This window comes from Streptomyces stelliscabiei, assembly GCF_014873495.1.
GTDB lineage: Bacteria > Actinomycetota > Actinomycetes > Streptomycetales > Streptomycetaceae > Streptomyces > Streptomyces bottropensis.
Genome location: NZ_JADBGF010000001.1, coordinates 10,160,038 through 10,174,476, shown reverse-complemented (window position 1 = coordinate 10,174,476; position 14,439 = coordinate 10,160,038). Strand labels below are relative to the sequence as shown.

At 69.4% G+C, this 14,439-nt stretch carries 8 protein-coding genes and 2 pseudogenes; 6 read left to right on the top strand and 4 right to left on the bottom strand.

The genetic code is table 11. The annotated features are described in order from the left end of the window. The first annotated feature begins 9 nt into the window (after positions 1-9). From H4687_RS44520 to H4687_RS44510, 3 genes are read left to right on the top strand one after another with little or no spacing between them, the layout of a single operon-like run. A complete protein-coding gene (locus tag H4687_RS44520; RefSeq protein WP_046914656.1) occupies positions 10-1,443 on the top strand; it encodes an amidase in 1,434 nt (477 codons plus the stop codon). Continuing rightward, on the top strand, positions 1,436-4,465 hold the full coding sequence (locus H4687_RS44515) for an aminotransferase (protein ID WP_046914655.1): 3,030 nt from the start codon (positions 1,436-1,438) through the stop codon (positions 4,463-4,465). Before H4687_RS44520 ends, H4687_RS44515 begins: the two co-directional genes overlap by 8 nt. 15 nt (positions 4,466-4,480) lie before the next feature. Next, positions 4,481-5,926, top strand: a complete 1,446-nt coding sequence (locus H4687_RS44510) for a purine-cytosine permease family protein (RefSeq protein ID WP_046914654.1) — start codon at positions 4,481-4,483, stop codon at positions 5,924-5,926. 169 nt (positions 5,927-6,095) lie between these two features. On the opposite strand, the pseudogene H4687_RS47195 reads toward H4687_RS44510, so the two are convergent. Next, positions 6,096-6,226 (bottom strand): annotated as a pseudogene (locus H4687_RS47195) (DUF418 domain-containing protein); the annotation flags it as partial. A 379-nt stretch (positions 6,227-6,605) separates the two neighbouring features. Beyond that, positions 6,606-7,178: an RICIN domain-containing protein gene (locus H4687_RS44505; protein WP_046914653.1), complete on the bottom strand. Its 573-nt coding sequence runs from the start codon at positions 7,176-7,178 to the stop codon at positions 6,606-6,608. A 697-nt stretch (positions 7,179-7,875) separates the two neighbouring features. Between H4687_RS44505 and H4687_RS44500 the strand changes: the two genes are divergently transcribed. Both H4687_RS44500 and H4687_RS44495 read left to right on the top strand, forming a co-directional pair. Beyond that, positions 7,876-9,327, top strand: a complete 1,452-nt coding sequence (locus H4687_RS44500) for a glycoside hydrolase family 43 protein (RefSeq protein ID WP_046914652.1) — start codon at positions 7,876-7,878, stop codon at positions 9,325-9,327. A 107-nt stretch (positions 9,328-9,434) separates the two neighbouring features. Further along, positions 9,435-11,753 carry a family 43 glycosylhydrolase gene (locus H4687_RS44495; RefSeq protein ID WP_318787733.1) on the top strand — a complete coding sequence of 773 codons (2,319 nt, stop codon included), beginning with the start codon at positions 9,435-9,437 and terminating at the stop codon, positions 11,751-11,753. A gap of 338 nt (positions 11,754-12,091) precedes the next feature. Here H4687_RS44495 and H4687_RS44490 read toward each other — a convergent pair whose 3' ends face one another. Further along, positions 12,092-12,946, bottom strand: a complete 855-nt coding sequence (locus H4687_RS44490) for an NAD-dependent epimerase/dehydratase family protein (RefSeq protein WP_046914651.1) — start codon at positions 12,944-12,946, stop codon at positions 12,092-12,094. 136 nt (positions 12,947-13,082) lie between these two features. On the opposite strand from H4687_RS44490, the pseudogene H4687_RS44485 reads away from it, so the two are divergent. After that, a pseudogene (locus H4687_RS44485) lies at positions 13,083-13,896 on the top strand (helix-turn-helix transcriptional regulator). Between the two features lie 107 nt (positions 13,897-14,003). On the opposite strand, the gene H4687_RS47185 reads toward H4687_RS44485, so the two are convergent. Then, entirely contained in the window at positions 14,004-14,195 is a 192-nt protein-coding gene (locus H4687_RS47185) for a hypothetical protein (protein WP_225967011.1), read from the bottom strand. Between the last annotated feature and the right edge of the window lie 244 nt (positions 14,196-14,439).

Sequence of the window (14,439 nt, the reverse complement as noted above, 5' to 3'; positions counted from 1 at the left end):
GAGCGAAGGATGGACCTGAACTATCTGTCGGCCGACGAGATGCTGGGAGCGTTTCGGCGGCGCGAACTGTCCCCGGTGGAAGTCCTGGACTCGCTGATCGCACGGGTCGCCAAGACCAGCGAGGTCAACGCGGTCGCCGAGGAGATGTTCGACGAGGCCCACGAGGTCGCGCGGGCCGCCGAGGCCAGGTACGCGGGGAAGGGCCCGGCGCCCCGGGCGCTCGAAGGCGTCCCGGTCGCGGTGAAGGAGGAGATGCCGATCGCCGGCAGGTCCCATCGCTTCGGCTCCCTGATGACCGAAGGCAACGTCGCGACGCAGACCCAGCCGATGGTCCAGCGCCTGATCGACGCCGGCGCGGTCCTGCACCTGCGGACCACGACGCCGGAGTTCTCGATCGCCGTGACCACCCACTCCGCGCTGTGGGGCGTCACACGCAATCCATGGAACCTCGACTACAGCCCCGGCGGTTCGTCGGGCGGCTCGGGTGCGGCACTGGCTGCCGGGCTCGCCCCCCTGGCCACCGGCTCCGACATCGCGGGCTCCATCCGGGTTCCGTCGGCTCTGTGCGGAGTCGTCGGGTTCCGGCCCCCCTACGGACGGGTGCCGTCGCTGCCGCCGCTCAGTTTCGACACCTACTGTCAGGACGGGCCGATGGCCCGCACGGTCACCGACTGTGCTCTCTTCCAGAACGTGATCGCCGGGCCGGACCTCGTCGACCACGTCTCGGTACCTGCTGCTCCACCGCTCCCGACGACCTTCGGATCGTGTGCGGGACTGAAGGTCGGGCTCGCGGTCACCATCGGTGACTTCCCCCTCGTCCCCGAGGCTGCGGCCAACATCGAGCGGTTCGCGAGCGCCCTGCGTGACGCCGGAGCCGAGGTGACGCCGGTCGAGATCCCGATCACCCGTCAGTCGATCATAGCCACCGCCATGGCGCACTACGGCCTCCTCCTGGCACCGTCCGTACGGGAGTCGGCGCCGGCTGAGGACCCGCGCTGGTCCCGGAACGTCCTCGACGTCGTCGAGGCGTGTGGGGCCGCCCTGGAGAACTTCGGCGCCCTGCGGACCGCGGAAGAGGAAGGCCGCATGCACGCCGTGCTCGCCGAGATCTACCGCGACCACGACGCCATCATCTGTCCGACCATGGCCACCACCGGCTACCCCGCGGACGCCACGTCCGCGGAACCCGTCGAGCTCACCGAGGGCGTGCACTTCGACAACCTCGTGAGCCAGTGCCTGACCCAGCTCTTCAACATCGCGAGCCGCCATCCGGTCCTCAACGTGCCCTCGGGCCGCGCGGGCAACGGGGTGCCGACCGGCGTGCAGATCGTCGCCCGACCGTTCGACGATCTGACCGCGTTCCGCCTCGGGGCGGCCGCCGAAGCACGTCTCGGGCTCTGGAGCGACCCCGACTGGCGGCCGGAACTGGCGCACCATGGCTGAGGCACAACGGTCGTTCACCGACGAAGGCGCAGTGGACGTCGGCGCCTCAGCCGCCCCCTTCACCGGACCCATGCTGTCCGAGCAGGATGCGACCCGCCTCCTGCGTGAGGAATGGGGAATCACCGCTCGGCTCACCGACCTGGGGAGCACCCAGGACCAGGTCATGCTGGTCAGAGACGACAGCGACGGGCGCCGGTACGTCCTGAAGGCGACGCCGGCCGAGGGCGGTGTGGAGGCAGTCCACGCCGAGCACCTGGCGATCCGTCGCTTCCGGTCCCGGGATCCGGGTCTCGTGGTGCCGGAAGCCATTCCGACGCTGCAGGACCATGACCTGGTCGACCGCGCCGGACTCCGCGTGCGGCTGCTGGAGTGGGTTCCGGGCGCACCGCTGGGCTCCGTCGCGTACCTCTCGCCGACGGCGCTGCGCGGCCTTGGCCGACTGGCCGCGAGATCGGTCGCGGCACTCGCCGGGTTCGACCACCCCGGGCTGCACCGCCACTCCTCGTGGGATCCGCGCCACGCGGTCCGGACCGTGTCCGGGCTCACCGATCACTTCACGGGCCCGGAGAACGCCCTCATCGATCGGGCGCTCGCTCCGGTGGCCGATCTCGTCGGCGGTGGGACCGCCGGGCGACTGCCGGAACAGGCCGTGCACACCGACATCCACGAGTACAACGTGGTCGGTGACTTCGATGCCGACGGAGCGTTCGTCCCGACCGGGATCATCGACTTCGGTGACCTGGTGTGGACGTGGCGGGCCGGCGAGGTCGCGACGCCGATGCTGGCCGCCGTCGCACGTGCTCCCGAGGACTCGCTGGGGGCGGCCCTGCCCGTCCTCGCCGGGTACCTCGACCGGCTGTCGTTGTCCGAGGCAGAGGCGGACGCGCTCTGGACGCTGGTCCGCGCGCGTGCCGTGCTCTGCGCGGCGCTCCAGACCGTCGCGTCGCAACAGGATCCGGGCGACGAGGGGGCGGCCAAGGTCGCCGCCGAGGACTGGCGGGCGTTGCGGGCCGTGGTGGAGACCGACCCGGCGCTCGCCACGGCGATGGTGCGCCAGGCCTGCGGCTTCGGCGCGCCGGAGACCGACCTGGCCGATCTCGTCGCCCGGCAGTCGCCGAGCCCGATACTCCGCGACCAGGAGTTCGGTCCGCTCCGGCCGGTCGATCTGAGCGTCGAGTCGGAGCTGTTCTCGGCGGGCAACTGGCTGGACGGCGCGGCCTTCCCCACGCTCGGATCCGACACGGAGGTGGCCGTCGGGCGCTTCGACGAGATCCGCCTCGGTGAGCGCGACCTCACCGACCAGGCGCCCGCCGCACTGCACCTGGGTGCCGACCTGTTCGTCCCCGCCGGCACCGCGGTGTACGCCCCGCTCGACGCCACGGTGGTCCGGGCCGATGCTCACGCCGTCGTGTTGCAGAGCCGCGTCGACACCACCACCTTCTTCGTCCGGCTCGCCGGAGTGGCCCCGCACTTCTCCAACGGGCACACCGTGCGCCGTGGTACCGAGGTCGCGCTGGTCGCACCGTCGGCCGGCCCGCTGCCTTCCCACGTCCACGTGCAGCTCGGGCTCTCACCCGACCTGCCGGGCCACGGCAGGGTCCGGGACCGTGCGGCCCTCCTGACGCTCTGTGCGGACCCGTCACCGCTCGTCGGGACGCCCACCAGGGCGGAGCGCGGAAAATCGGTCGAACGCGTGCATGAGCGCCGGGCCACGTACGTGGCCGGCGCCCAGTCGACGTACTACGAGACTCCCGTGCAGATGGTCCGAGGCCGGCGGCACTGGCTCTACGACAGCGCGGGCCGACGGTACCTCGACATGATCAACAACGTCGCGATCGTCGGGCACTCCCACCCCGCACTCACCTCGGCAGCGGCTCGGCAGATGGCACTGCTCAACACCAACTCCCGCTTCCTGTACGACGCCATGGGCGAGTACGCGGAACGGCTCGCCGGCACCCTGCCCGAGGAACTGCACACCTTCTTCTTCGTGAACTCGGGCAGCGAGGCCGTCGATCTCGCCGTCCAACTGGCCCGCGTCCACACCGGGCGTCGCTCGGTGGTCGTCATCGAAGGCTCCTACCACGGCTGGACCTCGGACGTGTTCGCCTTGGACACACTTCCCCATGACCGCCCGCGCTGGCGCGAGAAGCTCGACGACCACGTCCACGTCGCCGAGACACCCGACCCGTACCGGGGCCGGCACGGTGCGCGCGCCGAGCCGTATGCGGAGTCCGTGCGGCAAGCCTGCGCCGAAGCCCGCCCGGGCGGTGGCGTGGCCGCGTTCGTGGCCGAGCCCCTGCTCGGCAGCCAAGGAGGAATCGTTCCGCCTCCGGGATACCTGGCCGCGGCCTACGCCGCCGTGCGCGAGGCAGGCGGGGTGTGCGTCGCCGACGAGATCCAGGTCGGGATGGGGCGGACCGGACCGGCCTTCTGGGCGTTCGAAGGCCAGGGCGCGACCCCCGACATCGTCGCCGCGGCGAAGGCAACCGGCAACGGACATCCCCTCGGTGTCGTGGCGTGCCGGGCCGAGATCGCGGCGGAGTTCGGCCGACGAGCCGGGTTCTTCTCCTCCACCGGCGGTGGCCCGGTCTCGTGCCGGATCGGTACGGCGGTCCTCGACGTCCTCCGTGACGAACGCCTGCCGGAGAACGCGCGCACGGTCGGTGCGTACCTCGGCGGAGAGCTCAACATGTTGGCGGCGCGCTTCCCCGAGATCGGCGCCGTCTACGGGGAGGGCCTCTACCGCGGGGTCGACATCGTCGTACCGGGCGGCGACAAGGAGCCGGCGCCCGCCGCCGCGACCCAGATGTGCGCACGCATGCTCGAACTCGGTGTCGTCATCCAACCCACCGGAGTCGAGCTCAACGTCCTGAAGATCAAGCCGCCCCTCTGCTTCGACAAGGCGGCCGCCGACTACTTCCTCGCCCAGTTCACCCGGGTGCTCGAGGAGCGGGCGCAGTCCCGCACGGCCTCGGCCCGATCGATTCACCGGCACCCCACGACCGGGCAAGGCCGCCAGTGAAAGGAATGAGAGCGCATGACCGGAACACCCGCCACTGAAGCCGGGATCGAACTGCACCACGTCGATCCTGTGCCCGCATCCCATCGGCGAGGGCGCCCCCGCGACCTCTTCCACGTGTGGTTCGCCTCCAACCTCAACGTCGGCAACGCCATCTTCGGCGCGATCATCTACTCGGTCTGCCGCAACATCCCGCTGGCGCTGCTCGCCGCCGTCATCGGCAACCTGGTCGGGACCGTCCTCATGGCCCTGCACTCGATCCAGGGTGCCAGGCTGGGGATTCCCCAACTGATCCAAAGCCGCGGCCAGTTCGGCTACCTCGGCGCCCTGGTGCCCGTCGTGGTGGGGTCCGTCATGTATGTCGGGTTCACGGTCTCGGTCTCGCTCGCGGGCGGTATCGCGCTCAAGGTGGCCACGGACGGCAGGATCCCGCTGCCCCTGGCCACGTGTCTGATCGCCGCGCTGAGCGTGCTCCCCGCACTGATGGGAAACCGGGCCATCCACGTCGTCACCCGCTACGCGACCTGGCCGCTCACCATCAGCCTGATCGTCGTCAGCGGCTACACGCTCGTCCGAGGGGACGGCGTGGCGGTGACGTCCGGTCCGGTGTCGCTCGCGTCGTTCCTCGCCGGCACCGGGGTCGCGGTGACGTTCGCGCTCACCTACGCGACGGCCGTCTCGGACTACTCGCGCTACCTGCCGAGCGACGCGTCAGGCCGGGCGGTCTTCTGGTGGACGGCGGCCGGGGTGTTCCTGTCGTCCACCTTCTGCTGCGTCATCGGTGTGCTGCTCGCGGCCAAATTCGCTGCCGCGGACGTCTTCCAGAGCACCAGTGCCGCGCTCGGCGGTGGCGCCCTCGCCGCTGTCGTCCTGGTGGTGACCGCCCTGGGCCTGGCCGTGACGAACATGCTCAACCTCTACGGCGGGATGCTGAACCTGATCACCGGCCTCTCGACCTTCGTCAAGATCCCGAACTCGTTCCGGACCCGTGCGGCGATGATGCTGCCGACCCTCGTCATCGGTCTGGGCCTGGCCGTCACGGCGTCACAGGACTTCACCGCCAACCTGACGGCGTTCCTGTCGTTCCTGCTCCTGCTGCTCATTCCCTGGGGAGCGGTGAACCTCGTGGACTTCTACCTCGTCCAGCACGGAGAGTACGACGTCCCCGGCATGTACGTCCGCAGCGGAAAGTACTGGAGCGATCCGGCCACGTGGACCCACAAAGGGGTCAACCTCAAGGTCCTCATCGCCTTCCTGATCGGCGTGGTGTCCGGCATCCCGGCCATGAGCAACGCCTGGTACGTCGGGCCCGTCGCACGACACTTCTCCAACGCCGACCTGTCCTGGATTCCCGGCATGGTCGTCACCTCGGTCGTCTACCTGGCGCTCGTCCGCGTCGGCCGCGATACCCAGGGAGAGCCGTTCACGGCAGTCGCGCGCCCGCACCGGACCTCTCCCTCGTGACCCGAGCCCCCAGCCCTGCGCACCCATGCCTGACCTGCGGTTCTGGCCCGCCGGAGCCGGGCACCGGTGACAGACCGGGCATCGGCGAGCACCTCCGCCGACCGAATCCGGACTGCTCGGGCATCTCGGTGCCGGGGTGGAACGAGGGGCGTCCCACCCCGGCCGGGTCTCATCGGATGTTCTTCGCCGGCTTGGTGGCGGCGTCGAGGAGGTGTTCCAGGGGGCCTCGGCGGAAGAAGCGGGACCAGATCGCGGCGAAGACGGTCGCCCGAGGACGAACATGATCAGCGGCACCCATGCTCAGCGAGCGGGGCGGCGAGCCGACCGCCGCTGAAGTGGCCCCACCCGCGGCTGCTTCGGCGCACGGCGAGGCCCGCGCGAGCTGATGGTGGGAACGGCCGCGACCCGGTGCCTGGACCCCGACCGGATCTCCTTCACTGAGACCCTGCGCTCCGCCCGACGCGGTATGACTGTCATGCCGGGCAGTACTTCCCCCTGACCTCCTGGTCAGAACCCTCGTCCTGCTCCAGCAGGACCTCCTGGAACGACTCCTACCGCCCAGACGCCTGCGCAGCCAGCCTCGCGTCGTCAAGCGCAAGATGTCCAACTACCGGCTCAAACGGGCCGAACACCACACCTGGCCCCAACCCACCCGAACCGACACCCGGGCAATCACCGTTCAACGACCCCAACCAGCAAACCCGTAACGCAACGGCATTGGCCTTGGGAAGGCTCGCCAGTAGCTCCCGCATCGGCGATACGGCCGGCTTTGCGCACCATCTGCCGCGGACCGCCGCGCGAATAGTGCATAAATCGAATAGCCCAGTACCAGGCCGCTGTTCTTGTTGACGAGCTTGGCGTAGCCGCCACCGGCGTCGACGATCGACCACAGGTGGTCGGCGGTCAGCGTGTCCCCCCACTGCACCGCCGCCGCGCCGGCGGTCGTGGACGCTCCCTTGACGCCGATGACCTGTCCGCTGTTGGTGTTGAAGATCTTGTAGTAGCCGTTCTCGGCCGGGACGATCTTCCACCAGTGGTTGGCGCTGTCACTGGCGCTCTGCTGCTGTACGGCAGCTCCGGCGACGATCGAGGAACCGGTGATCCCGAGCTCCAGGTTGCTGTTCTTGTTGACGATCTTCACTTGCGGTGTCTCCGGGTACCAGGACCCCAGCTCGGTGACGCCGACGAACTTGCCTGCCTGGGGGGTGAAGACCACCCGGAACTGAGAGGTCGTGATCGTCGGGAAGGTCACCTCGTCGCTGTCGCATGCGGCTGGCGCTACGCGGCGGCTGCCCGCTGACGCGAGCACGCCGTCGCGAGACTGGACGCGAGGGCGTCGCGCCGGAGGCCGAGGTTCGATCCGCCGGGCCAGTGTTGCTCTCCGAGGCCGCCGACGGATGGAGGTTTCGGCGTTATGTGCTTGCAGGCGAGACCCCTGTCCTGTTCGCAGCGCCCTGGCAGTGGTTGTGCGGTCGGCGTTCTGACGCGCGGCCCGAGCGCGTGGGGAAGTCTCCGCAGCTCAGGGGCGTAGCGGAGAAAGTCTCACCGTCATGGGCGGTTGCGGGGTACGAACGCGCGGAAATCGAACTGGCCGGTTTCATTGACGCGCTTCTGACTGAGACCTATCTTCTGATCGAACTTGCGAACAACGTTCGATTTTTCGAACCATGGCCGGTCAAAGGGGACAGCCCATGTTACGCACCCGTCTCCGGCACGCTCCCGAGCCGGCTCCGGCGACCCTCTGCGCCGCCCTCGTCGCCCGACCCGCCATGGCGGGGTCCCCGGTCGTTGCCATGCTCACGCGGAAACCGCGGCACGTCGGCCGCTGACCAGCGCGACGTGGGCCCACGTCGCGCGGAGCCGGTCCTGCCCCGACAGTACGGAGGCCGGGCCTCACCCTCGACCTCACTTGCCCCTGCTCACGGCACCCCAGAAAGACAGGAACGCATATGCCCGCGGTTCTCTCACGGCTGGCGGCGATATTCGTCGCCGCCTGCCTGCTCTTCACCGCCCAAGTCGTCACCACACCTCAGCGGGCCGCCGCCGCCGACCCGGGTTACCTGATGGTGCACTTCACCGGTGAGGGGGCGACCAACCAGCAGATGTACCTCTCGCACAGCACCGACGGCCTGCACTGGAACGACCTCAACGGCGGCGCCATGGTGCTGCGCTCCACGGTCGGTACCAAGGGGGTGCGCGACCCGGCACTCGTGAGGTCCCCCGACGGCAGCAAGTACTGGATCATCGCGACCGACCTGTGCATCAGCTGCGGGCAGGACTGGAACGCCTCCATCAACAACGGCAGCCGCAACCTGGTGGTGTGGGAGTCGTCGGACCTGGTCTCATGGTCGGATCCGTGGCTGCTCAACGTCGCCGGCGCGATCCCCGACGGCCGCAACGCCTGGGCCCCCGAGGCGATCTGGGACCCCGAGACCAACGACTACGTCCTGTACTGGGCGACGAACGTGCCCCTCAACGGCGCGACGAAGCACCGCATCTTCTACGCCCGCACCAGCGACTTCCGCACCATCACCACCCCGCAGATCTACATCGACCGCCCCGGCGCCCAGGAGATCATCGACACCCAGATCATCGAGGTCCCGGCCGGTGTCGGTAACTACCGCTACGTGCGGGCCTCCGCCGACGGGCAGATCACCCTCGAGGGCAGCAACTCCATCCTCGGGACGTGGACCAGGCTGGGCGACCTCTCCGGCATCGGCCTGATCGGCACGCAGGGCACGACCGGCACGCGGGTCGAGGGCCCGATGTGGATGAAGTTCAACGGCACCAACAAGTGGGGTCTCTACCTCGACCAGTACGCCACCAACAGCGGCTACATGCCGGTCCTGACGACCAACCCCTCAGACCCCGCCTCCTACCAGAAGCAGGTGACGGGCAGCTACAACATGGGCGTCACGAAGAAGCGCCACGGCTGGATCATGAACCTCACCTCCGCCGAGGAGAGCCGTGTCCTCGCCCGCTGGCCCAACACCCCGGTCCAGCGCCTGCAGTCGTTCAACTTCCAGGACCGGTACGTGCGCCAGACCAACTTCGACGTGCGCATCGATCCCAACGTGAGCCCCGCCGACGACGCCCAGTTCCGCATGCGGCCCGGCCTCACGGGCACCGGCACCGTGTCCTTCGAGTCGGTCAAGTTCCCCGGCTACTTCCTGCGCCACGCCAACTACGACTTCCAACTGGTCCGCAATGACGGCACCGCCCAGTTCGCCGCAGACGCCACCTTCCGCCAGGTCGCCGGCCTCGCCGACCCCACCTGGTCCTCCTTCCAGTCCTACAACCACCCCGACCGCTACATCCGCCACTACGCCTACCAGCTCCGCCTCGACCCCATCAGCACCGCGACAGGACGCAGCGACGCCACCTTCCGCGTAACGAGCTGACCGACGCCGACAAGGTGGGGGCGCCTGCACGGCGCCCCCACCCACCCATCGCTCCACCAGACCGAAAGGAGCTGTCCGGCATGCCGGATACTTTTCGACCACGCGGCGTGACAGCACAGCGCCGCCCGAGATTCCGGCAGGGCGCTCTGGCCGCCGTGGCCGCCGCCGTCTCGCTTCTGGCGGGCGTCGTCGGCCCGGCGGCCCCCGCCCGGGCGGCGGAGATCACCGACGGCCTGGCCCTCTGGTACAAACTCGACGCCACCTCCGGCACGGTGGCGGCGGACTCCTCGGGCAACGGCCGGGACGGCACCGTGAACGGCACCGCCGGCTGGTCCGGTTCCGGTGAAGGGCTCACGTTCAACGGGTCCAGCACCTACATCAAGGTGCCGGACAACATCATGAGCGGCATGAACTCGATCACCGTCTCGATGGACGTGCAGATCGACGCCGCCCAGGCCACGCCGTACTTCCTCTACGGCTTCGGCAACTCCGCCAACGGAGCGGGCAACGGGTACCTGTTCAGCACCGGCAACACGTTCCGGACCGCCATCGCCTCCGGGGCCTTTTCGACCGAGCAGAACACCCGAACCACCAGCGACCTGCCGCGCTCCGTCTGGAAGCACGTCACCTACACGCAGACCGGCACCACGGGCGTCCTGTACCAGGACGGCGTGGAGGTGGCCCGCAACACGTCGGTCACCACCACCCCCGGTTCCATCGGATCCGGCACCACCACGGCCAACTACATCGGCAAGTCCCTCTACAGCGGTGACAAGCTCTTCAAGGGCAAGATGCGGGACTTCAGGGTCTACAACCGCGCGCTGGCACCCGGCGAGGTCCTCGAGATCAGCGGGAACACCACGCACATCGCCGCGGCCACCCATCCCTCGCTGAAGATCGACGCCCTCATCGACGACGCCCGCAGCAAGATCACGCTGCCGGTGAAGGAGGGAACGGACCTCACCGCGCTCGCCCCGCAGTTCACCCTCGCCCAAGGCGCGTCCATCAGCCCGGCCTCCGGCACCCCGCGCGACTTCACCAACCCTGTGACGTACGAGGTGACCGGCTCCGACGGAACGAAGCGCACCTGGACGGTGGAGGCGCTGGTCATGAGGAGCCCGGTCCTGCCGGGGCTCACCGCCGACCCGAACATCGTCCGCTTCGGCGACACGTACTACATCTACCCGACCACCGACGGCTTCGCGAACTGGAGCGGTACGCAGTTCAAGGCGTACTCGTCCAAGGACCTGGTCCACTGGACGGACCACGGCGTCATCCTGGACCTCGGCCCTGACATCTCCTGGACCAACAGCCGGGCCTGGGCCCCGGCGATGACCGCGAAGAACGGGAAGTACTACTTCTACTACTCCGCCGACGGGAACATCGGTGTCGCGGTCTCCGACTCGCCCACCGGACCGTTCAAGGACCCCCTGGGCAAGCCCCTGATCGCCCGCGGCGCCTACTCGGGCCAGATGATCGACCCGGCGGTCTTCACCGACGACGACGGCCAGTCCTACCTCTACTTTGCCAACGGCCAGGCGTACGTGGTTCCCCTGAACGACGACATGGTCTCCTTCGACGCCTCCAAGGTCACCAACATCACCCCCAGCGGCTACCGCGAGGGCTCCTTCGTCATCAAGCGCAAGGGCACCTACTACTTCATGTGGTCGGAGAACGACACACGTGACGAGAACTACCGGGTCGCCTACGCCACCGGCTCCTCGCCCACCGGCCCCTGGACCAAGCGCGGCGTGATCCTGGAGAAGGACCTCTCGCTCGGCGTCAAGGGCCCCGGCCACCACTCCGTGGTGCAGGTACCGAACACCGACGACTGGTACATCGCCTACCACCGCTTCGCCATCCCCGGCGGCGACGGCACCCACCGCGAAACCACCATCGACAAGCTGGAGTTCGACGCCGACGGCCTGATCAGAAAGGTCGTCCCCACTCTGAGCAGCATCGCTCCGGTCTCCGGCGGCGTCGCCCTGCCGACGAACACCACCCGCTCGCTCCAGTCCGTCAACTTCCCCGGCCGCTACGCCGCCGTACGCTCCGACAGCCTCGGCTACCTCGATCCGGTGACGTCCTCCAGCACGACGGCGGTCAAACAGAGCGCCACCTTCACCATCGTCCCCGGTCTGGCCGACGACAGCTGCTACTCGTTCCGTGACGCGTCCGGCCGCTACCTGCGCCACAAGGACCTCCGGATCCGCTTCGACGCGCCGGGCGGCACGGCGCTCTTCAACAAGGACGCCACCTACTGCGCCCGCCCCGGTTCGACCGCCGGCTCGGTCTCCCTCGAGTCGTACAACTACCCCGGCCGCTACCTCCGCCACTACAACTACGAGCTGCGCATCGACCCCTTCCAGGACACCGCCACCTTCCGCGCCGACAGTTCCTTCACTGCGGTCAACCCCTGGGCCTGACCGCATTCCCTCACTCGCCGGCTGCCCCGCACGGCTTTACCGTGCGGGGCAGCCCGTGCATCGGCTCATGGGCTGAGCCGAAGCACGACAGGTGTCGCCGGCGGCATCCGCTGAACTGCGGCTTCAGGCGGGCGAAGCCCGGTGGTTGTCACCGATACGGCGCGCTACGTGTCGTTGGCGGACCTCGGTGTGATCAACGTGGCGAACGCGCTGTCGCAGGCCGCGGGCGCCCGCCCTTTGCCGCGCCGATCATGAGGTACCTGGTGCTACCAGGTGCTGTACCTGGTGGTGACCATGATGGCGGATCAGAGGGGTGGACCGGCCGGGCGCCGTGACCGTCACAGGGCTCCGGCGTCCCGGGCGGTCCAGACGCTCGGGTAGATCGGCCGGAAGCCGAGCTCCCGGCGGATCCGCTGGTTGGACATGATTCCGAACCACGGGTCGGGGTCCGTGAGCTCGTGGAGCCCGGCGGGCACCTCGACGCCGTCGAGCTGGTACAGCTCGACCGTGGTGACGGGGGCGTCATCGGCGATGTTGTAGATCCGGCTGGCGATGCCCGGCGCGTAGAGCAGGCGCATCAGCCCCTGGGCGACGTCCGCGTGGTGGGCCATCTGCAGGCGCTGGTGCGGCGCCCAACGGGATGCCCAGTGCAAGGAGTCGGCGAGGTGCGGGTCGCCCTCGCCGTAGACGAAGGGGAGCCGTCCGATGCGTACGTCCAGGCCCTTGAGCGCGAGCAGTTCGGCCTCGGCCTCGGCCTTGGACGCAGGGTAGGCGCCCCACATCGCGCCGCCCGGCCGGCTCTCGTCCTCCTCGGTCAGCGGACGGCCCCGTCCGACGCCGTACACATTGTTCGTGCTGACCTGCACGAACCGCTCCACGCCCAAGGCCTGCGCGGCACGGCCCAGGGCCACCGCGGCGTCCCGGTTGACGGCCCACGCCTCCTCGTCCGGCACCCCGCGGAAGGAAGCGGCGACGTTCACGACGGCGTCCACGCCGGCGAGCGCCTTGCCGAATGTCTCCTCGTCGCGCATGTCCCCTACGGCGATCTGCGCGCCCAGCTCCGCAAAGCGCTCGCCGCGGGCCGCGTCCCGCACCAGGACTCGCACCTGCTCGCCCCGCTGCCGCTGGGCCAGCAGCCTCGGCACAAAGCGGCGTCCGACCTGTCCCGTCGTACCGGTCACCAACGTCAGCATGATCTGCTCCTCACGCGCTGTGTCGCCTGCCGTTGACGGCCAGCCTCGGCCGACGCGGGGACGAGAGGGAGAGACCTCTTCATCAGGGGATCGCCAGTCCCTGGATAAGCCGGCCGGCCTCCCGCACCCTGGAGAGGTGAACCGAGCCGAACTCGCCGACTTCCTGCGCCGCGCTCGCGCCCGCCTGGACCTCCGACGTGGGCCTCGCGGCCGGAGCCCGGCGCCGTACGCCGGGGCTGCGCCGCGAGGAGGTGGCCCAGCTGGCCGGCATGTCCGTGGACTACTACACACGGCTGGAACAGTCCCGGGGCCCGCGCCCGTCCCGCCAGATGCTCACCGCGCTGGCCCGCGCCCTGCGCCTGACGGAGGACGAACGCGACCACCTCTTCCACCTCACCGGTGAGGAAGCGCCGCGCCGGGAGGCGACCAGCACGCACGTGCGCCCGGGCCTGCTCCTGGTGCTGGACCGGCTGCACGACACCCCCGCGATGGTGGCGACCGACTGCGGCGAGGTCCTGGCCCAGAACGCGCTGTCACGGGCGCTGAGCGGAGACGTCCTCGCCCGCCCGCCCCGAGGACGCAACATGATCCGCTGCTTCTTCCTGGACCCGGCGGCCCAGGAGCTGTTCCCGCCCGAGGACCGCCCCCGGCGCGCCCGCGAGCAGGTCGCCGGCCTGCGAGCGGTGGCCTCTGCCCGCCCAACGGACCACGAACCGGCCGCCCTCGTCGCGGAACTACGCGCCGCGAGTGAGGAGTTCGCCCACCTCTGGGACGAACACGAGGTCGCTGTACGCCGCGCCACCACGAAACGCTTCCGGCACCCTGTGATCGGCATCCTCGAACTCGACTGCGAGGTCCTCGTCGCTTCTTCGACGGCTCGCCGGGCCCTCGTCTGCAGCCGCAGGCCCCCCAGTGAAGGAAGAGAGAGCAGCGCCAAGCCGTGTTCGTGATTCAGGTTCACAGCCACCTTGCGCCCGTGGGAGTGCAGCGGAAGGTCGGTGAGGGCCACGACGATGTCCCAGTTCTCCGCACTCCCGCGGTCCATGATCCTTCGCATCTAGGTCGGCGGGTCCTCCGTCCCCGAGGTGAAGGGCTCACTGACCACCTCGACGTCGAACCGTCGCCCCTGGTCCGACTTGTCGGTGAGCCGATCAGGAAGTGTCCGGGCCATGCGCTGGGCGACCTCCGTCGGCGCGTCCGGATCCGCCAGGAGAGCCACGACCGTAACGCCCTGAGGCGACACCTGCATGACCGGACCCTCCTCGTCGGCTGCCCCGCCGATCCCGAGTGCCCGCATACGCCGCCGCAGTAACGTTCACGCCACGTGACACACGGGCCTCCGCCTACAGGTGCGGTACGGCCGGATCTCCCGGGCACCGCACACCGCACCCGCCCCCCCGCTTCGGTATCCGTCCGGGAGCCGGACGACTCTGCTGCGCAATTCGCTGCGGGGGTAAGGCCGGGTCGGCGATGATCGTTGGCGGGGTCGCCTT